Source organism: Burkholderia sp. F1 (assembly GCF_050813845.1).
GTDB classification, from domain to species: domain Bacteria; phylum Pseudomonadota; class Gammaproteobacteria; order Burkholderiales; family Burkholderiaceae; genus Burkholderia; species Burkholderia ubonensis.
Map to the genome: position 1 here is coordinate 566,438 of NZ_CP172421.1, position 19,392 is coordinate 585,829.

The 19,392-nt window shown below is 59.5% G+C and carries 23 protein-coding genes; 4 read left to right on the top strand and 19 right to left on the bottom strand.

What is annotated here, in order from left to right; translation table 11 throughout:
- Positions 1-3 precede the first annotated feature (3 nt).
- Positions 4-1,608 carry a site-specific DNA-methyltransferase gene (locus ACFIMZ_RS02795; RefSeq protein ID WP_431821299.1) on the bottom strand — a complete coding sequence of 535 codons (1,605 nt, stop codon included), beginning with the start codon at positions 1,606-1,608 and terminating at the stop codon, positions 4-6.
- 281 nt (positions 1,609-1,889) lie between these two features.
- Here ACFIMZ_RS02795 and ACFIMZ_RS02800 point away from each other — a divergent pair, with 281 nt between their 5' ends.
- The gene (locus ACFIMZ_RS02800; RefSeq protein WP_431821300.1) at positions 1,890-2,225 is read left to right on the top strand and encodes a hypothetical protein; all 336 of its coding nucleotides are present in this window, start codon (positions 1,890-1,892) and stop codon (positions 2,223-2,225) included.
- Between the two features lie 448 nt (positions 2,226-2,673).
- Here the strand turns inward: ACFIMZ_RS02800 and ACFIMZ_RS02805 are convergent, their stop codons facing one another.
- Entirely contained in the window at positions 2,674-2,865 is a 192-nt protein-coding gene (locus ACFIMZ_RS02805) for a hypothetical protein (protein ID WP_431821301.1), read from the bottom strand.
- 462 nt (positions 2,866-3,327) lie between these two features.
- Between ACFIMZ_RS02805 and ACFIMZ_RS02810 the strand changes: the two genes are divergently transcribed.
- Together ACFIMZ_RS02810 and ACFIMZ_RS02815 are read left to right on the top strand one after the other, a co-directional pair.
- Positions 3,328-4,566: a hypothetical protein gene (locus ACFIMZ_RS02810; protein ID WP_431821302.1), complete on the top strand. Its 1,239-nt coding sequence runs from the start codon at positions 3,328-3,330 to the stop codon at positions 4,564-4,566.
- 116 nt (positions 4,567-4,682) lie between these two features.
- Positions 4,683-5,639 (top strand): DUF2971 domain-containing protein, encoded by a 957-nt coding sequence (locus ACFIMZ_RS02815; protein ID WP_431821303.1) that lies wholly within the window; start codon positions 4,683-4,685, stop codon positions 5,637-5,639.
- A 249-nt stretch (positions 5,640-5,888) separates the two neighbouring features.
- Here ACFIMZ_RS02815 and ACFIMZ_RS02820 read toward each other — a convergent pair whose 3' ends face one another.
- The 4 genes from ACFIMZ_RS02820 to ACFIMZ_RS02835 form a co-directional block, all read right to left on the bottom strand.
- Positions 5,889-6,182, bottom strand: coding sequence for a hypothetical protein (locus tag ACFIMZ_RS02820; RefSeq protein WP_431821304.1), 294 nt, complete (start codon positions 6,180-6,182; stop codon positions 5,889-5,891).
- Positions 6,183-6,310: 128 nt separating this feature from the next.
- On the bottom strand, positions 6,311-6,970 hold the full coding sequence (locus ACFIMZ_RS02825; RefSeq protein WP_431821305.1) for a hypothetical protein: 660 nt from the start codon (positions 6,968-6,970) through the stop codon (positions 6,311-6,313).
- Positions 6,971-7,201: 231 nt separating this feature from the next.
- The gene (locus ACFIMZ_RS02830) at positions 7,202-8,980 is read right to left on the bottom strand and encodes a hypothetical protein (RefSeq protein WP_431821306.1); all 1,779 of its coding nucleotides are present in this window, start codon (positions 8,978-8,980) and stop codon (positions 7,202-7,204) included.
- 286 nt (positions 8,981-9,266) lie between these two features.
- Positions 9,267-9,665 (bottom strand): hypothetical protein, encoded by a 399-nt coding sequence (locus tag ACFIMZ_RS02835; RefSeq protein ID WP_431821307.1) that lies wholly within the window; start codon positions 9,663-9,665, stop codon positions 9,267-9,269.
- Positions 9,666-9,731: 66 nt separating this feature from the next.
- Here ACFIMZ_RS02835 and ACFIMZ_RS02840 point away from each other — a divergent pair, with 66 nt between their 5' ends.
- On the top strand, positions 9,732-9,989 hold the full coding sequence (locus ACFIMZ_RS02840) for a helix-turn-helix domain-containing protein (protein WP_431821308.1): 258 nt from the start codon (positions 9,732-9,734) through the stop codon (positions 9,987-9,989).
- Positions 9,990-9,995: 6 nt separating this feature from the next.
- On the opposite strand, the gene ACFIMZ_RS02845 is transcribed toward ACFIMZ_RS02840, so the two are convergent.
- The 13 genes from ACFIMZ_RS02845 to ACFIMZ_RS02905 all read right to left on the bottom strand — a co-directional run bounded on the left by ACFIMZ_RS02845 (position 9,996) and on the right by ACFIMZ_RS02905 (position 19,378).
- Positions 9,996-10,301, bottom strand: coding sequence for a hypothetical protein (locus tag ACFIMZ_RS02845; protein ID WP_431821309.1), 306 nt, complete (start codon positions 10,299-10,301; stop codon positions 9,996-9,998).
- A 113-nt stretch (positions 10,302-10,414) separates the two neighbouring features.
- A complete protein-coding gene (locus tag ACFIMZ_RS02850; RefSeq protein WP_431821310.1) occupies positions 10,415-11,221 on the bottom strand; it encodes a DUF4942 domain-containing protein in 807 nt (268 codons plus the stop codon).
- Positions 11,222-11,288: 67 nt separating this feature from the next.
- Complete coding sequence (locus ACFIMZ_RS02855) at positions 11,289-12,374, bottom strand: hypothetical protein (protein WP_431821311.1); 1,086 nt, start codon at positions 12,372-12,374, stop codon at positions 11,289-11,291.
- The gene (locus ACFIMZ_RS02860) at positions 12,371-13,276 is read right to left on the bottom strand and encodes a phage capsid protein (protein WP_431821312.1); all 906 of its coding nucleotides are present in this window, start codon (positions 13,274-13,276) and stop codon (positions 12,371-12,373) included. Before ACFIMZ_RS02860 ends, ACFIMZ_RS02855 begins: the two co-directional genes overlap by 4 nt.
- 41 nt (positions 13,277-13,317) lie before the next feature.
- A complete protein-coding gene (locus tag ACFIMZ_RS02865; protein ID WP_431821313.1) occupies positions 13,318-13,545 on the bottom strand; it encodes a hypothetical protein in 228 nt (75 codons plus the stop codon).
- 12 nt (positions 13,546-13,557) lie between these two features.
- The gene (locus ACFIMZ_RS02870; protein ID WP_431821314.1) at positions 13,558-14,553 is read right to left on the bottom strand and encodes a YqaJ viral recombinase family protein; all 996 of its coding nucleotides are present in this window, start codon (positions 14,551-14,553) and stop codon (positions 13,558-13,560) included.
- Positions 14,554-14,622: 69 nt separating this feature from the next.
- Positions 14,623-14,823, bottom strand: coding sequence for a hypothetical protein (locus tag ACFIMZ_RS02875; protein WP_322041458.1), 201 nt, complete (start codon positions 14,821-14,823; stop codon positions 14,623-14,625).
- On the bottom strand, positions 14,820-15,788 hold the full coding sequence (locus tag ACFIMZ_RS02880) for a DUF932 domain-containing protein (protein ID WP_431821315.1): 969 nt from the start codon (positions 15,786-15,788) through the stop codon (positions 14,820-14,822). Before ACFIMZ_RS02880 ends, ACFIMZ_RS02875 begins: the two co-directional genes overlap by 4 nt.
- 91 nt (positions 15,789-15,879) lie before the next feature.
- Entirely contained in the window at positions 15,880-16,314 is a 435-nt protein-coding gene (locus tag ACFIMZ_RS02885; RefSeq protein WP_431821316.1) for a hypothetical protein, read from the bottom strand.
- A complete protein-coding gene (locus tag ACFIMZ_RS02890) occupies positions 16,307-16,435 on the bottom strand; it encodes a hypothetical protein (protein ID WP_258179705.1) in 129 nt (42 codons plus the stop codon). The genes ACFIMZ_RS02885 and ACFIMZ_RS02890 overlap by 8 nt, the downstream gene beginning before the upstream one ends.
- 119 nt (positions 16,436-16,554) lie before the next feature.
- Positions 16,555-17,283, bottom strand: coding sequence for a hypothetical protein (locus ACFIMZ_RS02895; protein WP_431821317.1), 729 nt, complete (start codon positions 17,281-17,283; stop codon positions 16,555-16,557).
- A gap of 547 nt (positions 17,284-17,830) precedes the next feature.
- On the bottom strand, positions 17,831-18,157 hold the full coding sequence (locus ACFIMZ_RS02900) for an H-NS family nucleoid-associated regulatory protein (protein ID WP_059890333.1): 327 nt from the start codon (positions 18,155-18,157) through the stop codon (positions 17,831-17,833).
- A 201-nt stretch (positions 18,158-18,358) separates the two neighbouring features.
- Positions 18,359-19,378 (bottom strand): AraC family transcriptional regulator ligand-binding domain-containing protein, encoded by a 1,020-nt coding sequence (locus ACFIMZ_RS02905; protein ID WP_431821318.1) that lies wholly within the window; start codon positions 19,376-19,378, stop codon positions 18,359-18,361.
- Positions 19,379-19,392 lie beyond the last annotated feature (14 nt).

Genomic DNA, 19,392 nt, shown 5'->3' on the forward strand with positions numbered 1-19,392 from the left:
GGCTCACACACCCAGTGCGTACGGAGTTTGTTTGAACGTAATGCCTTCGCGCGCAGCGCGACCGCCCATGCGATTTGCCGCCGCGTAAATAACCTTCGGTCCGGCGAACTTAGGAAGCACGTTGTAAACGGGACTGGTTAGCACATTGCCTCCAGCAATGGACTTGTCTTTGAGTATGCCGTTGTACAGCAGATAGATTGCGCGACCACCGTTCACGCCGAGGAGCGGACTGTCTGCCCGGCCCGTGTACCCGGTACCTGTTTCGGCGAACCAAACAAACTCTGCGAGTTGGGCGAACGTTACGTCGCTTCGAATTTGCCCGTTCGCGTCGAACAACGGTTCTGGGCACAGTCGACAGAACTGGAAGCCATCACCAAGTCCTTCGACGTGGTCACCGTTCTTGTTGTCGTAGCCGGTGATGACCCGTTTGATTCGGCTAGCAGTAACATTACGCGCGACGTTGTCGAGCATCTCAACCTGAATAAAGCGCCGGGAACCGCCATCTTCGGCGTTTTGTTTTAAAACCGCGTGCCCTGTGGTGCCGGAACCAGCGAAGCTGTCTAGAACGATGGAGTCCTTGTCGGTGGCGATCTGCAGGATGCGCTGGAGCAACCGCGTCGGCTTTGGAGTGATAAAGACGTCGTCGGAAGTGTCGAATTCAACTAGCTCGAGCAGTTCTTTTTTGCCCTCCTGCGTATGCCCGACCTCGTTGTAGAACCACATCGTTTGTGGTACGCGGCCATCTTTAACTTCATGCAGGAAACGCTTGACCTGGGGAATGGCATTTCCCTGTTTTCCCCACCAGATTCGATTATCTTTGTCCAATTTCTCGAAACGCTCCTTGGACACCGTCCAATAGCGTCCCTTCGGAGGTGCATCAATGACCCGACCCGAAGGCGAGGTTACTGGGTAGGTGCCTTCAGAGTAGTAGTTTCGCGCCGACAAGTCACTGGTTTTCCATACGCCACGCGGATCGTTGTCGGGGTTCTTATATGCGGAATTCTGCTCTTCGGTACGCGGCAACAGATTTGGCTTCCATGAATCCGCCTTAGCTGCGTATATAACGATGTAATCGTGATCCTCGGAGAGATGGCGTGCGGAATTCTTGGGCGAATAGACCTTCTGCCAAAGAACGGTCGCGACAAAGTTCTTTGCTCCAAACACCTCGTCCATCAACAACCGGAGTGTCGCGACCTCGTTGTCATCAATGGATACAAAGATTGCACCGTCTTCGCGCAGGAACTGTTTCAGCAATACTAGTCGCGGGTACATCATGCAAAGCCAGCGGTCGTGGCGATCCAGCGTCTCGCCTTCCTTGCCGACTACCGCGCCCAGCCACTTGCGGATCTCAGGACTGTTGACATTGTCGTTGTAGGCCCAACCTTCGTTGCCGGTGTTGTAAGGTGGGTCAATGTAAACGCACTTTACCTGGCCGGCGTAGCGCGGCAACAGGGCTTTAAGAGCATGCAGGTTGTCGCCCTGCACAATCAAGTTGCCGCTATCTGCGGTCCCGCAGGAGAGTTCCGGCACTGGTTCGAGCAAGCGAAACGGTACTTCCTTGTGGTGTTTGACGACGGCTTCTTTGCCGATCCAGTTTAGTGTTGGCATTCATTTCCTCGCCGTTGCGCACGATGGGCACCCGGCGCACATAAGTCGATCAATCGAGTTGGCTTGTTTCGCATCCCTCGCCGGTCCGCGCGGCATCCGCAATCAAACCCAGACGCATCTGCCCCCAGTTTTTGGCGCTACGTGGGGGGTGCTAGGCGGTTTGCCGGACGGGACGCCTACTGCTCGCCGTAGCGGCGCGTCGACCGGCATTGATTGCGCTGTGTGCCGTATTCGGTAGCGAAGGCCGTAATTTATCAGGTCGGGGACGAGCGGGCCATCTGATGCAATGGCTGAACGCCGCTTGTTTGCTCGGAAGCGGTATGTCCGCCTTGGGGCGGGAAAGCATGGGCACCGGAATGGCGAATCCTATGGTTTGGCCTTTTCCTATTCATGTTGAGGCGCGCGTCATGTCGAACCCGCAACAACCTTTTTCTGCGTCGTTGGCTGCGCTGGCTGGTGCGATTACTGGCCTCGCCCCGGGCCTGCAGTCTATTGCAGCAAACGCGACAAGCGCGCGGTCGATGGCACAGTCCGCGCAGGACACGGCCGACGCCGCGATCCCGAAGTCGCGGGCCGGCACGGCAACTGGGGATTACCGTGCTCGACGCAAACGGTAGATTGCCAGCAGTCGACGGAAGCCAACTTACCAATCTGCCGTCGCCACATGGCATCCTGCCCGTGCTAACGATCGAACTTGGCCACAGCTCCCAAGCCAATGGCGGTCAAGGCATCGACATGGGCAACTGGTATCAGCTCGATTTCCGCATTGGGGCCTCGGCGGCAAACGGCTTCCAGTGCACCGCGACTGCGGATGGGTCGATCAACATTCCGTACGGTGTCTATCTGGTAGCTGGTAGCGCGAAAATCCTCGCACCGTCAACGGACGCGTATCAGTTGCCGGCACAAATGGCTTTCGCGATCGGACAGAACTATGCGTATCCAGGCATTTACCAGTACGCCGTGCAGCAATACCCTGATGCGCCGGTGGGCAGTGCCTCAATGTCAGGCGTGCTCGGCTCGCTGCGGGTGCCCGAGAGGGCGACCCCAATACTGGAGGGACTTCAATCAAAGCAGGCGCAAGTTGCGAATCTTCCCGATCTGCGGCGAGCGCTGCTGAATCAAATCGGCAATGTACTCCGGCAACAGCGTTCTGGGGATGTTCGCCGGCACGCCCTCGACGAGTTGCGACGGCACGTGAACAATGAAGTCGTCCGGTGCATTCCCGAGGCTATGTTCGTAGGTGACGCGGTAGTCCATTAATCTCCCGGCTTGTACATGGTCATGTCGTGCAGAATTTTACAAGCTCACGAAACGAGGGCGATCGCGGGGTTCCGCCGTTTCCAGTGACACTCAAACGGGCCGAACCGGATTCTACTGCGCGTCTGCTCAGGGACTACAATATTGCCGGCTCGACGCGGGGTTCGAGCGATGATATCCGGGGCGTTTTCAGGAACCGCACAATCACATAACGACGACGAGACTGCCTTGACAAGCCGCTTTCATTATTGGCTTCCTAAGCCACGGGCCACGACCTCCACATCAGCTAGGACGAAAAAGTTTCCCTCCCGCTTCCCTGACGACTTCGATTCGATTAGGGCATGTCCATTCGACGCGACGCACACGCCACAAACGCGTTCGCGCGTATCTCGCAGCGAGGTGGCTCGTGCTGCGTTCGAGACCGGGTACGGTCCGAAGAAGGACTGGCCATCAACGCTCCTGATGAGCGGGCCGGAACGCGCCGCGCTCTGCTCGTTCCTCAGGGCGCGGGTCGAATGGGTGTTGAGCATGTTCGAGTTTTCGGCCGGCGCGGTCGTACCGCAGCAGTTCTCGCGATACGTTGAAACGTCTGAATGGAGCACCGTGTCCTATTACATGGGGCAGATCGCGACGCGACTTGCGGCAGATCGTTGGTTGCCGCCGAACAGGCGGCCTTGCAAGGTACTGCATCAGGCGATTTTCACGTCAGCGGCATTCGTTCGGTCGGCCGCGGTAATCGGGACTAGAAGCAAGGCGACTGTGGCCACGCGTGCGCGCCCGAGCGCTCGCATTGGCAAGGTGCCGGACTTGCTTGTTCTGGATCAACTCAGCGAGTGGCATCTCTTTGAAGCGAAGGGTGGTCGTACCAACTATCGCTCGCCGGCGGTCATCAAGGCTCTGGACCAGTTGGACGCAATAGCAAGGATTGGGCGACCGGGCGCGCTCTCCAAACCGGTCAGTAGTGTATGCGCGTTTGCAAAACTCAACCGGCCGCGCAAGGCCGCGAAAGCGGTCGAGTTCGATGTGATCGACCCGCCCCCCAGCGAAGCCGGGGACGAGGGGCTGGAGATATTGGTCGAGGTTGCGGAACTGCTCGCCGCATCGTTGCAATACGACATCCTCGATACGCTCGCACAACCGCCTCAACCGCCTGATGCACTTAAGGAACTCATTGGCGCATGGGACATCCGCCAGATCGGTCGTGGCGACACTTATATCGCCCTGCCTGAGCGAGCGTTGATCGATGCGTTCGCATTCGAAATTGGAATATACCAACGCGTGCGTCAGCGCATGGAAATGCCGGGCGGATTCGATGATCTGGCGAAGTCGGGATGGATTGACGAGATGTTTCGGGAGGCGGCACCACCTACGCAACGCACGAACATACTGCGGGGGCGCGGCGAAAAGGCGCGAGAGGCGATTAACCAATCAATGAAGTTGGCGCAAGCGGACCGGCGGCAGCCCCACGTATTGCTGGTTGAACTGGTCAAGCACCTCGACATTGAGCGTCTTCACATGCAGTTCGATGAGCAGCGCAGCATCTACTTTCGGCAATTTAGTGAGAAGATCCCGTCCGCCACTAGTGGTATGCCGTCACCCGGCCAAAGTGGTGCCGTATTTTTTGCTCCCAACGATGGGGAAACGATGCCGGATGATTCTCAAATCGTGAAGCGGCGGTTACGTCGGCGCCAACGCAGTTGACGAGAATTTTCTGATGTACAGTCCGGGGGACCTTCAAAACCGTCGCCGGAGCGATAACGATTGTCGAGTTCCGGTCGAGCCGAATCGAACAATGCTGCCAACCCTGGCGAAAAAACATGACGCTACTTTACAAATATCGCTCGCCGATCAATTTCGCGGACACGCCACACTGCAACACGGCAAGGATTTTTTCGGGGTCGGCACTCTACTATGCGAAGCCGTCGACATTCAATGATCCTTTTGACGGACGTATCTCATTCGATTTCGGCGCTGACAAGGATGAAGCGTACGATCTTCATTTCAGGGTGATACGTCGTCGTGCACGTGAGCGGGCCAAAACAGACCCTTATGCGACTGTTCCCAGCGTTCAACAGACGTGGAGTCAAGCGACGAAAAATGTAGATAGCGTGATGGATATGATCGTCCACGAGCGGTTCGACTACGCACGTTACTATCGGGACGTGATGGATCACTTCGGTGCTTTGGCACTATCAGCAGAGAAGCACAATTTGTTGTTGTGGGCTCACTACGCCAGCGAACATAGGGGGCTGTGTCTCGGGTTCGACTGGGGTGCTACTGGCCTGCCCCCAGCTTCCGAGATGCAGTATTCAACAAGCTATCGAAAGGTTGATTTCTGGGCGCACTCGGAAGCGGAGTTAGGCGCGATTACCCTCTTCCAGAAATCGTCGGAATGGGCCTACGAGCGAGAGTTCCGATCGGTCAACCCGGCTAGGTACGAGTGGTATCAAAAATTTACCCGTGATGCGAGGTCGCGCAAGGCGATGATGGAGGCGAGGGCCGATTACCCTGGTGAAGCAGGGCGTGAGCTCCGAAAGCGGGTGATGAGAGATCACACGTATTCTTACAAGAAAGTGAAAACTGAAGGGTTCGGGGCGCTCAAGTTCGAAAAGGACGCTCTTAGAGAGGTCATCTTTGGTGAGCGGATGAAGCCCGACGATGTCATTCAACACATTGATTTCATCAGGGCAGGGGGCTTCAATCCTGTCTTTCGGATGGCCGTCCGCAACTCAGAGCGCTTCCAAATTGATTTTGTCGATATCGGCGGCCAATGACGAACAGCCTTGCCTTATCGGAGGGCTCGTTTCGTTGAGCGGTTGCATCATACGGGTGGGTCGAGGCATGGAGTTGCGTTGCAGCGAGATATCAGTGTTCCATTTGTAAAGCGGCAGTAACGCTTTTCCTATTTCTCTTTTCCGATCGCCAAAAAAAAGTTGGCCCGACGTAAAGCCAGACGGGTGTGCCATGCGGCACACCCGTCTATGTCCGCCCCGAGTCGCACGTGTGCCATATCTGGACTTGAACTAAAGCCATTCGCCGATATAGAAGCCCGACTGCCGTATCACGTCCAGCAGTGCAGATGCGGGCACCGCATCAAAGGCGACTTCAGCCAGCAACTGGGTGCGCTTCGGGCGGCTACCGGTGATCAGCTTCGTCCGCATCACCTCTGCCTGCGCAAAGCCGTGCAGTGTGGCGAGTTCGAGCAGGGCGTCGAGCAGATCGAGTGCGCATTTGCGTCCCCATGGCGGCGTTTCGCTCGCACCGACCGTTTGCCTGCTAGCAGAAGCAGCGTTGCACCGGCGACGTGGAGGGGGCATCGGGAGTCAGGTCGCCTCGTTGCTTGTCCATTGCTTCAAGCATGTCGGGTAGTGTTATATCTGAATAACGGCAACGAAAGCCTGCCGCTGCGGGGCGGGAAGCAGGCACCAGGGAAATTGCAGGCGAGTCAGCGTGCGGCCTGCCATCCATTGTCGGTCTTGATCATGTCCAGCGTCTGCGCGAACTCCACGTCGACGTCGTCAGCGAGGTCCGCCCACTTCCCCCTGAAAAAATTGCTGAAAAACGGGTAGCCCACATTGGGACACGCCTGCCGGATGCGGCCCTGGAAGAAACTGGCGGGATTGATCTGATTCACCTGGCTTGCCAGATTGCCCACCTCGATCCCTTCGTCGATCATCGGCTTGTACTCGTCCTGATGCTGTTGTTCGAACGTGCGTCCCGCATCCAGATCGCTCGGGTTGGCGTCGACATAGGCCTGCTTGCTGTTGTAGAAATCCGTCGACTTCCGTTCGGCATCGGCTTTCATGGATTGATACCGGTCGTAAAGCGCACTCCATTGCTTTACCCGGTCCCTGACGTCGTTGTCCGGCGACATGCGAACCGTGTAGTGGACCTCGACCCGGTAGCCGTTCCCGCTGTCACCGGGAATACCGTTCACCTTCCGGAAGTCTCTGAGCGCGAAGTACTTGCAGTCCCCGAGTGAGTTTGTGACAGCCTGCTTCGCGTCGCTTTCCGAAGGGGCGCTGTGTCCGCACGCCGAAAGGATGGCCATCGTGGCGGCGCACAGCGCAAAGCGCGCGATTCCCGTATTGCGTTTGTTCTTCATGATTTTCTTTCCTGTTGGAGCGGTGGTGAAGTTGTGGGCGATTCGTGGCGTCCCGCGTCTGCCGGAGAATAGGAAAAAAATGCCGACCGGCGAACCAGTCGGCGGAAACGGTTCTGGCGATCCGAGGGCTAATGTCCGTTGCCAGAATCGGGTAAGGTCAAAGGACCTCGACCTCGACATACGTCGATAGCGCGCAAAGCTATCGACGCTTTCAAGCGTGATGCCGTTGGCTTACGGGTTCTGCGTGAGGCCGAGCTTCGTGGCGGCCGCGCGCATCGATGTCGCAATGGTGTCGGTGACGGACGACGGGAACTGTGCAACGGTCGCCGGCGCGCTGGCTGGCAGCATAAAGCCGCCCATTAGCTTGCCGTTCATGAGCGCCACGACCAGCGAGCCACCGGCGTTGATCGTGTTCTTGATCGTGTCGTCGATCGGCACGGTCGGCGCACCGATCGATGCAGGCAGGCTAATCGTGATTACGTTGGCGGTTCGCGAGTACACAGACCACGAACCCGTGACCGGATAGCTGTTCGTGTCAGTCCCGCTATAGGTGCAGCCCGGCTTTCCGCTTTCGACCACTTGCGCGACTCCTCCCGACTGAATGCTCAGCAGCAGGCAGCCACCGCCGATGTCCGTCTGAGTCCCTACGGCCTGCCGTACCGACGTGTAGGTCGTGTTCGGATCGCCGAGGGTGTAAAGGACCGACCCATTGACGATGTTCGACGAGTTCACGTCCGCGCCATTGATCCAAGGCATACCAAGTCCTTGGTTCACGAGCATCAGGCGATCGTTTGCATAGGCAGTCGTTGCTAGATAGGCGGTCGTGCCGGACGGGAATGTACCAGTCATCGCGCCTCTGACCGGATTGCGATAGTCGATTTGCAACGCGCTCGACAGCGGTTGGCCCGATACATCAGCCGTGCGGTAAGAAACGGTCACCGCGTCGCCCGTGTTCGGATCGGTGCCGACGAGGTTTGAGCCGGCCGCGGACAGGCTGTACGACGGATGCAGCTGCGCTGCTGTCAGCCAACTCGTCCAGGAGCCATCGGCCTTCATCGCGTATGCGCCCACACCGCCGTCGAGCGAAATCCATGAACCGCTGAAGCCGGCGTCGTAGCTACCGACCGGCGAGGCCGCGGACCAACTGCCGCTCGATTGCACCTCCTGCGTCACCGACAGCGTCGAGCCGCTGAGCGTGAAGTTTTCCCGAACAGGAGAGAGTGCCATCGAAACGCTGCTGCCGACGATGAACTGCGTCAGATCACCGTCTACCGTATAGAGCGGGCTCGCGAGCGCCGCCGTCGCGTCGATTGCTTTGCTGAAAGCCGGATTGGCGAGCTGGGCATCGACATCCGACTGCTGGACACCGGCCACATGTCCCTTGGCCGCATAGGCATTCATCGTGGCCTGCACCTGCGACCACGAGATCGGTCCCTGACCGGCGAGCGCCGTCATATGGCTGACCATGCTGGCCGCGGTTGCTGCCGTGCTGTTATCGCCGTTAGCGACGTAGTCCGCATTTGGATCAACGCTATTGCCCACGAGGTTCTTCACGGCCACCGTTGCATCCGCCTGAGACTTCCCGGCTTTCATTTGCGAGACAATCATCGTCGTGAGCGGCGTCACGTTCTGCGTGCTGCCGGAGACGATCGCCGACATTGTGAAGGTGCTAGTGAACTTGTTGCCGCCGTCGGTCGTGTTCGAGGTGACGAGCACGTCAAGCTGCTTGCCGGTCACGTTGCCCGACACCTTGAGCGTGTAATTGCCATTGGCATCGGTCGTGGTTGACGGAAGCGAGGTGTCGCACGCACCTTGACCGTTGTCAAAGCACACGGTAGCACCAGCGAGGTAACCGTCAATCGCCTTGCCCGACAACAGGGAAGTTGGCGTGGATGTAGACCCTGATGAGGAGCCGCCTCCACCACCGCCCCCGCCACATGCAGCCAGCGCAGTCGCGAGCGAGACGCACATCGCCAGCCTCGACATCCCCGTATTGAACGTGTTCTTCATGTTGGCCTGTTCCTTCTTGAGTGACGCTTGATTTGATGATTCCGGCAGTCATGGCTACCGGGCATTCCGAATAAAAAAGCCGACCGGAAAACCGGTCGGCAAATGGTCCTGGCGATCCGAGGGGGACAACGTGCCTTGCCAGAACCGGGCACGAATTCGTTACGGGAACTCTTCGACGAGTGCTGTTAGGTAAGATCGATGCGTGAGACGCACCGGGTGCGAGGGATTGAGAAAGGCAGCCCCGCAGGTGTGTACTTCAGTGGTTGAATGAAGCATCGCTTTTTCCTTATATCGACCGGCCGGCATCCCCGTTGGTGACGCGTGGTAGCTTGGCGTCGTGCGTCGAGGCTGACTCGTCGGTTTCCCCATCCAGCTTGGCCAGACACGCTCGGAAGACCGGCGAGCCCAGCAGGCCACTTTGTTCGAGCGCGATCAGCCGCTCCCTGCGTACATCAGTGGGGTAGGACGCATCCCCAACGAACTGCCATACCGATTCGATCAGCGCCGACCATGCAGCCCGCCGCCGGAACAGATACGCCACCCCGGCAAATGGCCCAACGCACGTCGACGCGATGACCCAGCCGATCGGCCGAAGGCCAACGCGGTTGACGCGCAGCCGGTGCATGTCGAGGGCGATGCCGAGCGCCGTCATAGCGCCACTGATGAACCAGGCCAGTTGAAACATCTAAAATTCCCCAAATATACCGTATACAGATAAAGGATATTTGATATGTGTATCTAGAATTTCTTCATGACCCATCCGATCCACGACCCCCGCTACCAGCGGATCGCGACCCTGCTCGCGGACGTGCGCAAGCAACGCGGCTTGCTGCAACAAGACGTTGCGGATCGACTCGGACGGCCGCAAGCCTTCGTGTCGAAGGTCGAGAGCGGCGTGCGCCGTCTCGATGTCGTCGAACTGCTCGACTTCCTGCGGGTTCTTGATGCCGACCCCCACGCCTTCATCAACGCGCTGCTGGATCAGCCAATGACATCGCTACCGCGCTGATCGCAGCTAGTAGTCTCCAGGCAACAGGAACGTCGTGGCGGAGTGATCCGCCTCCGTAATGACCCAGATCGTCTGTCGGTTCTGCAGCACGTAGTTGGACAACAGACGCGCGCCGGTTTCGACCGATAGCTCATTTTGCTGGCAGTCGGATTCCGACAGGTCGCCCCAGTCGCCCCGCACGTGGCGAATCAGTAGATCGATGATCGAGACGCGCGCGTCGGCAATCGCCTCTAGTGCGGCCGGCGTCGCGAAGATCCGGCCGAGCCTGAAGCGAGGGCCGGCGTGGATCGTGATCGTGGAAGGTAGAGTCATGATGAAGGTTTCCTGAAAGCGGGCGAACACAAACCTCCGGCGGAACCGGATGCGATCTCGCAGACACAGGGGAAAGTCTCGGCGCGGAGTGCGCCTGACGGATGAAAGGGGAGCTACCGTGCTTCCGACGCGAGCGCGTTCGGGAAGTGCATCGCGAGAATCTTGTTCATCTTCTCGACCAGTTCGGTCCGCTTGAACGTCAAGTGGCCGTTACCGTTCTTGAACCAGCGCAGGTGGAAGTACGCATTTTCGGCTTCGGTTTGCCGCACACACTGCGCATCCGAGATGAGGCAGTACGCACCGTGCCGGTGGTCCGGCTCGGGTTGGCCGTCGAGCACGCTGAAGACGCGAATCAGGTCATCCAGCTCGTCGGTGACGCGGTGATTCGTACTGCCCTGCGGGAGCAGATATTTCACGATGATGCGCTTGCCGAACTTAAACGGCTGATTGGTTTTATAGTCCCACGACAGTCGTCGGAAGCACTGGAGCACACCGCGCTCGAACATGTCGCCACGCGCGCCGTAAAGCTGCGCGAAGGTCGCTTCGATATTGGCGGCCGTTAGTTCGGGAACGTCGCCTTCGGTAACTTGGTTACTCCACTGTTCACGGGCTTTGGCGTCCATGAAGGTGCGCAGGCCCGATTCCGACAGCAGGTAGTCCCAGCCGCGAACGTCGATGAGGCGCACGATGGCGGCTTCGGCTTCGTCGCGCTTTGCATATTCTCCCGTGACGGTGGGTCGGCCGCGACAGCCGTAGCTCTCATCGATCACAAGCCGGGGAAATCCGAGATGCGCAGCTTTGGCGAGCACCTGGGCTTCGCCGAGCAGATCGAGGGCGGCGCGCACGCGTTCGACGACGGCGACGCGTTGATTGGCGAGGTTGGTGACGCTGATGCTTGGGACGAGATCGGTTGAGTCCATGGGGCATGACGGAAAAGAAGGTAGACGGAGACGAACAGGAGAAACGCCGGGCACGAAGCCCGGCGGTTTATGCCGCCACGTTGTGCTCGGCAAGCTGACGGCGTAGTTCGGCCGCCCGAGATTGCGAACAGCCCAGATGACGGCGTATGTCGGCGACGGTGGGGCGGACGAGACCCGCAGCCACATCCCGAACGAGTTGCGACAGGTGGTTGTCGATGGGGGCGGCGGTCGGTGACGGCGTAATCGGCTCGTCACGCGGCGCGTGACTGTCGGTGGTACGGTCGTGACTCGGGGTCACGGAATTGCGACTAACGGTCTCGTCGTCGTGACTCGCCGTGACGGGCATGACTACCGGCTGAGTCATGCCGGCCGCGTCGGTGACTGGCACGACTGCAGGTTGAGTCACGGCGGGCGTCACGGTGACTGCCGGCGGCGTAATACCAGTCACGGCCGGTTCAGTCGTCAGTAACGGCGACCGGAGCGCGACGGTCCACAACAGGCAGGCCACGCCCTCCAGTACGGCCGCGAACGCAAGTCCGGTCAGCAGATCGACGCGAGCGATCGTCGCGCCGAGTAACGCGGCGAGTCGTGACGTGATGGGATCGGCGAGTAACGCGTCACGCCGCGCCGTGACTTGATCCACCACGACTTGCTGACGGCGGATGTCGTCGGCTTCGGCGTTCAGCGCGTCGATCTTCGCGGCGAGCGTGACGCGCCGACCTTCCAGCGTCACGCAGTTGCCAACGCAGTAACGGGCGTTGGCTGTCGCGAGCTGAGCGGTCACGGCGACACGCTCTGCCATGACAGCGGTAAGACTACGGGCAGATGACGGAGCGGAAGCCACCTGTACCGTGGACGCCCGTTGCTCACCGGCGTGTTGTTGGGCGAACGCGAAAAACACTGCGTGCCCGTAGCAGGCCGTTACCAGACATGCGCCCCATAAAACGCTACCCGCACTACGAACGACGATCGGCGAGTCACGAATCAACGCCGGCAACAGGTGCGCGCTCGTGACGAGCACCACGCCGATCGCAATCCAGATGAGCCGTTCCGGTAGCGTGCCTCCGCGCTGCCAGCCCGCCAGAATCGACAGGCTGAGCGCAGTCGCCGTCGCCAGGACCGCCAGCGAGAGCGCCCAGTATCGAACGCTCATGCCGCTTTGCCACCGAGCAGGACCGCTTTGCGTTCGAGCTTCTGGCGAAGCGTGGCAGGTGTGTCGGTGGAGCCACCCTCGTCAGTGTCCGATTGAGGCGCATCCTGCGGATAAAACTCCTCTGCAACAGCAGCGCGCTCATCCGGGCTATCCTCGAATGCGCCGTTGGCGAAACCGAGTCGAGCCGCCGTATCGAGCGCCGCCTGATCGAATCCGGCTGCCCGGCGGCGCGTGTCTAGTTCCTTCGCCTCGATCAACGCTTGTTCGAGCTTGCTTCCTGAACGTACGCCTAGGTCGACATAGTAGATGGCCGACCTATAGCTCTGCGCGGTCGACTTCCCGCGCAGCTTCAATTCCAGTGGCAAACAGGCCAACAGGTTGCCGGATGCCGCGCGGAAGTAGTGCAGGCGAGCTGCGAGCGTCCGGATGCTGTTATACGAGGTCGTCCGGAAGATGAACGAACCGAGCTCGTCGTCGTCGCCGATGATCACGTTGAGCCGCCCGTAGGGCTTGCAGCCACCCTGACGGCTGAAGGTGCACCCATCCGGCGACGGGCAAGGAAGGGCTTCCATGCCGGCATCGGTGACACGCCGGCATTGTTCGCCGTTACCGACGCACACTGGTCGGCCGGTATCGCGGTCGAACAGCGAGTACTCGGCGCGCAAGTTCAGATCCGGATCGTTGAACAGCATGCGAACCGGAATCGCGCGCAGCTTGCCCGACGTTGCTTTGCGCAGCGTTTCGTTCAGTGGGTGCAGCATCCATTCGCCGCGCTGCTGGACCTGAGTCGTGAGGGTGAACTGATCGTCCTTTTCCGGCAGACGCTTGCCGTTCTTCTCGACAATCTTGCCAATCGCGATACGGCCAACGACGGGCGGCGTGAGGGCTAAACCCTTGATCATGAGAGGCCTCTAAATAGAAAAGGGGAAGGGAACTGCGCTGACTACCGCGCGAAGTGAGCTTCGAGCTTCGTGTGGATTTCCCGAGCGACGCCCTGCCAGGCTTCGACGCTGATGAGCGGGTGAACGCCGAATTGCTTCCGCAAGGTGTCGAGGGGAACGGTTGCGATGCGTTCGGCATGCTTGCTGAGGGCGTCCATCACGAACGCTTGCGCGAGCGCGCCGTACCGGGAGAACGTCATGATCTCCGTGAGACATTCGAGGTTGGTCATGGGGAATCGGAATCAGGTGGAAACGAGAAAGCGCCGGGAACCGGGCTTCGAGAGGGCGTACTGCTGTTCGAACGACGGGTGGTCCGCCAGCAGTCGCGCTAGGTCGACAGTGGACGAATCCTTGCTGCGCTTGAATGACACGGAGCCGGTTTCGAACACGGCGCGCACGGCGTCGCCCATCGCCTCCTGGATCATTTGCTTGAACTGCGCTTCGAGCTGCTGGCGCGTTTCGATCTCGGCTCGCACCGTGACCAGATCGGCAAACACGGATGACAGGCGAGGGTTGTCGCTGAAGTCGATCGTTTCGCCATTACCGGGATACAGGTGCCGCAGCGCGCGATCGGCCGATTCCGATCCATCCGCAGGCGGCGGCGTATCGGTCTCTACGTAGCGCCAGAAACGAGCTTCCAATTCGACCAGCCGTCCGATCAACGCGTCGTCGCGTTCGATCCGGTGGACTTCCAGCGCTTGTCCGCACAGCAGGACGGCGACATGCGCCGCCGATTTGCCGGTAACTGCGAGCTGATGCTGCACCTGTATTTGGACGTACTCGGGGACACCTTCTCGCCAAAGCCGCGCGCCATACTCGCCGGCGGTCTTGCATTCGAGAATCTGTACGTCGCGCGCACCGACGATTTCTCGATCGATGTTCGCCAGCATCCACGGGATCGTTGGGTGCCGTAGTACGGCGTTGACCTTGCGCACCTTGTTGCCGGTCTGCTGGGTGTAGACGGCGGCGACGATGGGTTCGAGCAGCGTTCCCCAATACGTCGGCGACGTCGTATCGTCCGGATCGGGGCGGGGTAGATCGTCGGCACGGCCGGTTTTGTCGAGCCATAGTTCCAGCGCGCTCATGTAGGGGTTCAGGCCGACAGCAGCAGCGGCATCCGATCCGCCGATGCCTGTTCTGCGAACGGCGAGCCAGTCGTCGCGGCTCAGCTCCTGTGTCTTAACGAGCTTCAGCGCCGGTTTGCGTGCGCGGGGTGGTTCGGGGTGAGGTGTAGTCATGATGGACTCCAGAAGCAAAAAGCCCGGCAGAGCGAATCTGGCCGGGCGAGAGGTGAGGCGATACGCGGGCTATTCCGAACCGATACGGTGAATGGCGTCTCGCAATGCCTCGTACGCGAAGGTCACGAGCTTGCCGTTTCCGAGGTGGACAGTCGTACCCTGGGGTTTGATTTGCAGGATCGTGGCGTAACGGCCGCCGAACCGTAACCCTGCTCCACGCGGAATCTGAATGCGCATGTCGACTGCCAGAGGCGGGATGGGCTTGGTCATGCGACAAGCTTCATCGCCTCGTCCCACGCTTTCTGCTTCAATGTCGCACCTGCCCCGAACCAGGCAGCGTCGAGGCGGTGATCGTCACTGCGCGCGCGGCGATGGTGATCGACATACTCTGTCACTGCGTTCAGAAGGCCCCATGCGCTTCCGGATGCTGAAGCCAGATCCGAGCCTTTTCCATGTCCGGCATAGAGCTGGCCGACCGCCTTGATAGCACGTTCGTTGACGGCCACCGCTTCGCGATCGGGGAGATTGGTCGTCGAGTAGGTCAAGACGCGCCGCAGGAATGCTTCGGCCGCCGAGTCGGTTACCTTGCGTTCGGACAACGCCTTGGCCCGGACCATGAACGCATCCCACGTCGACACCGCGATGCCGAGTTGGCGTTTAACGGCAACTGCATCGAACTGAGAGCGATGCGAGACTTTGATTGCCCCGGCAATGTTACCCAAAGCGATTTGCAAAGTGTTGTTGCAGACGACACGTACTGACGTGAACTGGGCGGTAGTCGCCAAGGTACCGTCGCAGGCGGTGGCCAACAGTAGATAACCGCTGACCTCGTCTTTGCCCTTGAGCGTGCCGGATTGACCAGTGCGCGCGAGCGCCCAGAGCTTGCGGCCTTCCTTCAACACGCCGGCCGTCTCCAGCTGGAACCCACCGATCTCCGTCAGGTCGCGATAAAACTCCAGGATCTCTTCGGGTTGCACGACCTGATAACGGGCCGACACGACGGACAGTGGCGCCTTGTTGTCCGACCGGTAAAGCACCTTCTGTTCGGGAAACGCGTGGATCGAGCCGAGGCTGCGGTTGCCGGCCGCGACGAAGCGTACTTCGGCTTCTTCGATCCGCCAGTCCATCCCGGCGGCGCGCGCCCAGACTTCGAGCGGTTGTTTCGGGGCGAGCTTGTTGCCAAGACCGTGCCAGGGTTCAGCGCCAACATAGGCCATTGTCTGAACGAGATGCATGAGAGAACTCCTATCGAAAAATCACAGTGCATAAAGCCCGGCCGAGGCCGGGCGGAACGAAATCAACGAGGGGAATAAAACGAACAGCGGATTAGCGAGGCTGAACGCTGAAGGTGCGTCCGCAGGCGCGGCATCGCCAGTTGTCGAGAATCTTTTGGTCGACGGCTTCGCCAAAGGCGGCACCGGTTGCACAACCAGCCGCACCAGCGATCAGGCCGGCGAGGATCGCACCAGCCACGCCACCGCACGCTGAGCCGATCGGACCTGCGATTAATCCAGCCGTCGCACCGGCTTCCGCGCCAGACAAAGCGATAGCAACGGCGCCGGTCGCGCCGGCCGCTGCACCGACGGTTCCGCCAATACGGCGTGCGACATGGCGCGGCTCCGTACGGTGCGATTGGCACTGCGGACACGGATAAATCAGCCCCGAGCCTGGGCGGTATTGCGCGGATTCAGCGGTATCCGATCGTGACGGACGTGGCGACCATGATTCCTCGTCGTCATCGAATGCGCGGCGATCATGCATGGGTTGCAATCTCCTTGCGGATCTTGCCGACGTACTTGCAGTGGCATGCGGCCACTAGTACCCCACCGACGAACGCGAGCGCGAACGCGGCAAGATAGTCGAGGGGAGAGGGATAGAGCATGGTTGGCTTCCTGAGAATGGACGAACGCGACGCGGTGCGACGGCCGGCCGATGCTGACCAATCGTTCGGCAATTGAGCGCTGTCGACCTTTTGCGCGGATCAGACGGCACGGACCGGTCTCAATGAAGGGTCGAGCCGAAGCCGTGGCCGCACGTTAGACACCGATAGTTGTTGAACACGTTGTCGTCGAGCACAGCGCCGACAGCCGAGCCGGCAACAGATCCGGCTGCGCTGCCGAGGAGGCCGGCAACGACCGCACCCGCCAGTCCGCCGAACACGGCGCCGACCGGCCCGCCGATTGCACCAACTGCTGCGCCGGCTTCGGCGCCGGACAACGCCATGGCAAAACCACTGGTCGCGCCAGCGACGCTGCCGATCGTACTGCCGGTCTTACGACCGACATTGAGCGTTTCGATACGCGTTGAGCCGCAATGCGGGCAGCCATGTGCGCCCGCTGGGGACGAGGCAGCTTCCGTCGCCGGTTGGGGTGCATAGGAGAAGTAGTCGGAGGGCGGCGGCGCGCGATGCGCCTCCGGTGTGGGCGACGCGGCTTCGAAAACAGGTTCATCGAACTCGGGCGGTGCGAACGACAATCGAGCGGATGTTGTGTGGCTTGACGATACTGAAGCCGGGTTGTGTAGCGCGCCCAGCGCATGATCGGGATACGGTGCCTGCGCTTCCCATTCATCGTGTTCGTCGATTGTGGAGAATACCGGCGAAGACGCAGCAGGCGTAGTAGGGGGTGTCGGACGATCCTTGGTGGCGAGCCAATAGAGTCCGAACGCGAACATGGCGACCAGTACGAGTGCCAGGCCGACCAGCACGACGGTGTAGAGGGTGGAATTCACGAATTCTCCCGAGCGAAGTGCGCCGATGCGGAAATACAGCGGCGGAGCGGCCGTAGCTGGCCGTGCTCAGGAAGGTGATATGTGTTTGAAATACTCTTCAATCCAAGAACGTGCGGAGAGTCATGAGGCCTCCTCCGGAAGTGGAACGCGCTATCTCTGGGAGGGCGTCGACAAACGAGATGACCTTGTGCCGCACGCGTGATCGTAAGGGCAGGTGAAAGAATAGAAGAGCCCCCGAGAGGGGAATCAGCGGGCCTTGGCATGTCGCGTAAGCACAAGCCGGGGGACGAGAAGCGACTGGTCGTGATCTTGCCGCTCGACGACTGGGAGGAATAGCTTGCCACATGGAACGTCGAAGTCGCATGCGCAATGCTCTGTAGTAGCTCCCGGCAGGCGATATGGCATCCAAGCCGGTGCCAGGAGCGACAAACCGCCAGGGTACGGACGGAACGGACGACGAGACCAAGACGCTGCTGCTCTGAATTTGAGTTCCGGTAAAGCAAATATGTCCTGCCGGACCGATTGCGACCGCGGCTCGTGCTAGATCCTACACTTCTTCACCGGGCCACCACGGCTTCCCCGCCCGGTCGATCAGGTAGTCGTCCAGGTTCTTCCCTTCGAGCCATTTCGGACGGGGGCCATGGCCGGACCACGTCTTGCCCGTGGACGAGTCGTAATATTTCGCCGGCGCCCGCTGTTTGCGCGACTTCCGGAAGCCCGCCGCCCTCAATAGTTCGTCTTCCGTGATGCCATACAGGGCAACGCGCTCCTGCACGGCTGCCAAATATGCTTGCTTCTCGTCCTTCTTGACGTCCGCAAGACGGGTATTCAATTCACGCAGTTGCGCTTGGAGATTCTGAAGGTCAGTGGTCACGATTGAACATAGAGCAATTCTAAACCTACGAGATGATAGCGGACCGGGCGCGCGCAATGAAAATTTCCGACATTTCCAGGATGACACAAGGTCATATTGGCGATTTTCATAGCTATCTGAAACGACACGACGCCCGTGGGGTGACGTATGTCGGCGGAGTGGAAGGTGACAGCGCTTGTGCAGGCAGGTTTGAACTATTGTTCATTCAGTCGCACCTTTCGACCACCGTTTCATCGCCCGGCTGAATGCGGATGTATTTTTGTAACCCAATCGTGCTGCGATCTCTTTGATCGAATATTCCTTTGCGGCGAGATATTGCGATGTCAGATCTTGACGTACAAGATTGTGCATGGCACTGAACGACGTTCCCATTTCCTGAAGCTTTCGCTGCAAGCTGCGCAGTGAAATACCGAGCTCTCTAGAAAACTCAGCGACGTCTTGACACGCGGGATTGTCATACATCAGGCCAAGTAGTCGCCCGATGAGGTCAGACGGCACCCAGTGCGCCAGTTCGAATTCTCGCTTCGAGCACGCCTTTTTTGCCAGTTCGAATTCTATCGGATGTGCAAGCGGAAGCTCGATTTCAAGTATTGACCGGTCGAACTCAAGAAAACTTTCACTGGAATTGAATTCGATCGGGCAGTCGAAATAGGCTCCGTAAGATTCTGCATGCGGCGGTTCCGGATAAGCAAACCCTATCCTGAGAAATTCAGGGTATTGTCCAATCAAATCGTGCATTTCCCGGCGAATGGCGGTGAAAACCATGTCGGTATTCAAAACAAGGAGGTCGGCGCGATAGGTATAGCCGCCGACTGTAATTCGGGCCACATCGCCCTTTGTCGTAATCCTCATTCTGAAATAGCTGATTCCCAGCAACGGATGCTCGAAGCCCAGACGCAGCGCGTCGCCCAGCGTCGGGCTCACCAGCATTGCGTGGGCTCGCAGGCCGTACGATGTCACCGGGATCGCGTTTCCGATATGAAGCCCGATCGCGGTGTCGCCGGTCGCCTCGAGTGCATTCGCAAACAGCACCATTTCCTGTGCATGCGTCACCATTGCGTTGGGTCGCTCGACGTCTGAGGGAGAAATGCCCGTGCCTCTCAGCAGGACATCGACGGAAACCCCCAAACGCTTCATGAAGTCGAGCGTGATGAAGATGGTGTGAAGCGGCGCTGGACGTTGCGCTGCAGTGCGGTGACTCACGTCGGCTACCGGCTTCATTCGACTCCTTGTAT

Coding starts and splice junctions, on each gene's coding strand:
- ACFIMZ_RS02905 (WP_431821318.1), bottom strand. CDS start 19,378: ATGAAGCCGGTAGCCGACGTGAGTCACCGCACTGCAGCGCAACGTCCA.
- ACFIMZ_RS02805 (WP_431821301.1), bottom strand. CDS start 2,865: ATGGACTACCGCGTCACCTACGAACATAGCCTCGGGAATGCACCGGAC.
- ACFIMZ_RS02830 (WP_431821306.1), bottom strand. CDS start 8,980: ATGAAGAACACGTTCAATACGGGGATGTCGAGGCTGGCGATGTGCGTC.
- ACFIMZ_RS02810 (WP_431821302.1), top strand. CDS start 3,328: ATGAGCGGGCCGGAACGCGCCGCGCTCTGCTCGTTCCTCAGGGCGCGG.
- ACFIMZ_RS02825 (WP_431821305.1), bottom strand. CDS start 6,970: ATGAAGAACAAACGCAATACGGGAATCGCGCGCTTTGCGCTGTGCGCC.
- ACFIMZ_RS02865 (WP_431821313.1), bottom strand. CDS start 13,545: ATGACCAACCTCGAATGTCTCACGGAGATCATGACGTTCTCCCGGTAC.
- ACFIMZ_RS02860 (WP_431821312.1), bottom strand. CDS start 13,276: ATGATCAAGGGTTTAGCCCTCACGCCGCCCGTCGTTGGCCGTATCGCG.
- ACFIMZ_RS02815 (WP_431821303.1), top strand. CDS start 4,683: ATGACGCTACTTTACAAATATCGCTCGCCGATCAATTTCGCGGACACG.
- ACFIMZ_RS02870 (WP_431821314.1), bottom strand. CDS start 14,553: ATGACTACACCTCACCCCGAACCACCCCGCGCACGCAAACCGGCGCTG.
- ACFIMZ_RS02855 (WP_431821311.1), bottom strand. CDS start 12,374: ATGAGCGTTCGATACTGGGCGCTCTCGCTGGCGGTCCTGGCGACGGCG.
- ACFIMZ_RS02890 (WP_258179705.1), bottom strand. CDS start 16,435: ATGCTCTATCCCTCTCCCCTCGACTATCTTGCCGCGTTCGCGCTCGCG.
- ACFIMZ_RS02850 (WP_431821310.1), bottom strand. CDS start 11,221: ATGGACTCAACCGATCTCGTCCCAAGCATCAGCGTCACCAACCTCGCC.
- ACFIMZ_RS02875 (WP_322041458.1), bottom strand. CDS start 14,823: ATGACCAAGCCCATCCCGCCTCTGGCAGTCGACATGCGCATTCAGATT.
- ACFIMZ_RS02795 (WP_431821299.1), bottom strand. CDS start 1,608: ATGCCAACACTAAACTGGATCGGCAAAGAAGCCGTCGTCAAACACCAC.
- ACFIMZ_RS02820 (WP_431821304.1), bottom strand. CDS start 6,182: ATGCCCCCTCCACGTCGCCGGTGCAACGCTGCTTCTGCTAGCAGGCAA.
- ACFIMZ_RS02845 (WP_431821309.1), bottom strand. CDS start 10,301: ATGACTCTACCTTCCACGATCACGATCCACGCCGGCCCTCGCTTCAGG.
- ACFIMZ_RS02835 (WP_431821307.1), bottom strand. CDS start 9,665: ATGTTTCAACTGGCCTGGTTCATCAGTGGCGCTATGACGGCGCTCGGC.
- ACFIMZ_RS02800 (WP_431821300.1), top strand. CDS start 1,890: ATGCAATGGCTGAACGCCGCTTGTTTGCTCGGAAGCGGTATGTCCGCC.
- ACFIMZ_RS02885 (WP_431821316.1), bottom strand. CDS start 16,314: ATGCATGATCGCCGCGCATTCGATGACGACGAGGAATCATGGTCGCCA.
- ACFIMZ_RS02840 (WP_431821308.1), top strand. CDS start 9,732: ATGACCCATCCGATCCACGACCCCCGCTACCAGCGGATCGCGACCCTG.
- ACFIMZ_RS02880 (WP_431821315.1), bottom strand. CDS start 15,788: ATGCATCTCGTTCAGACAATGGCCTATGTTGGCGCTGAACCCTGGCAC.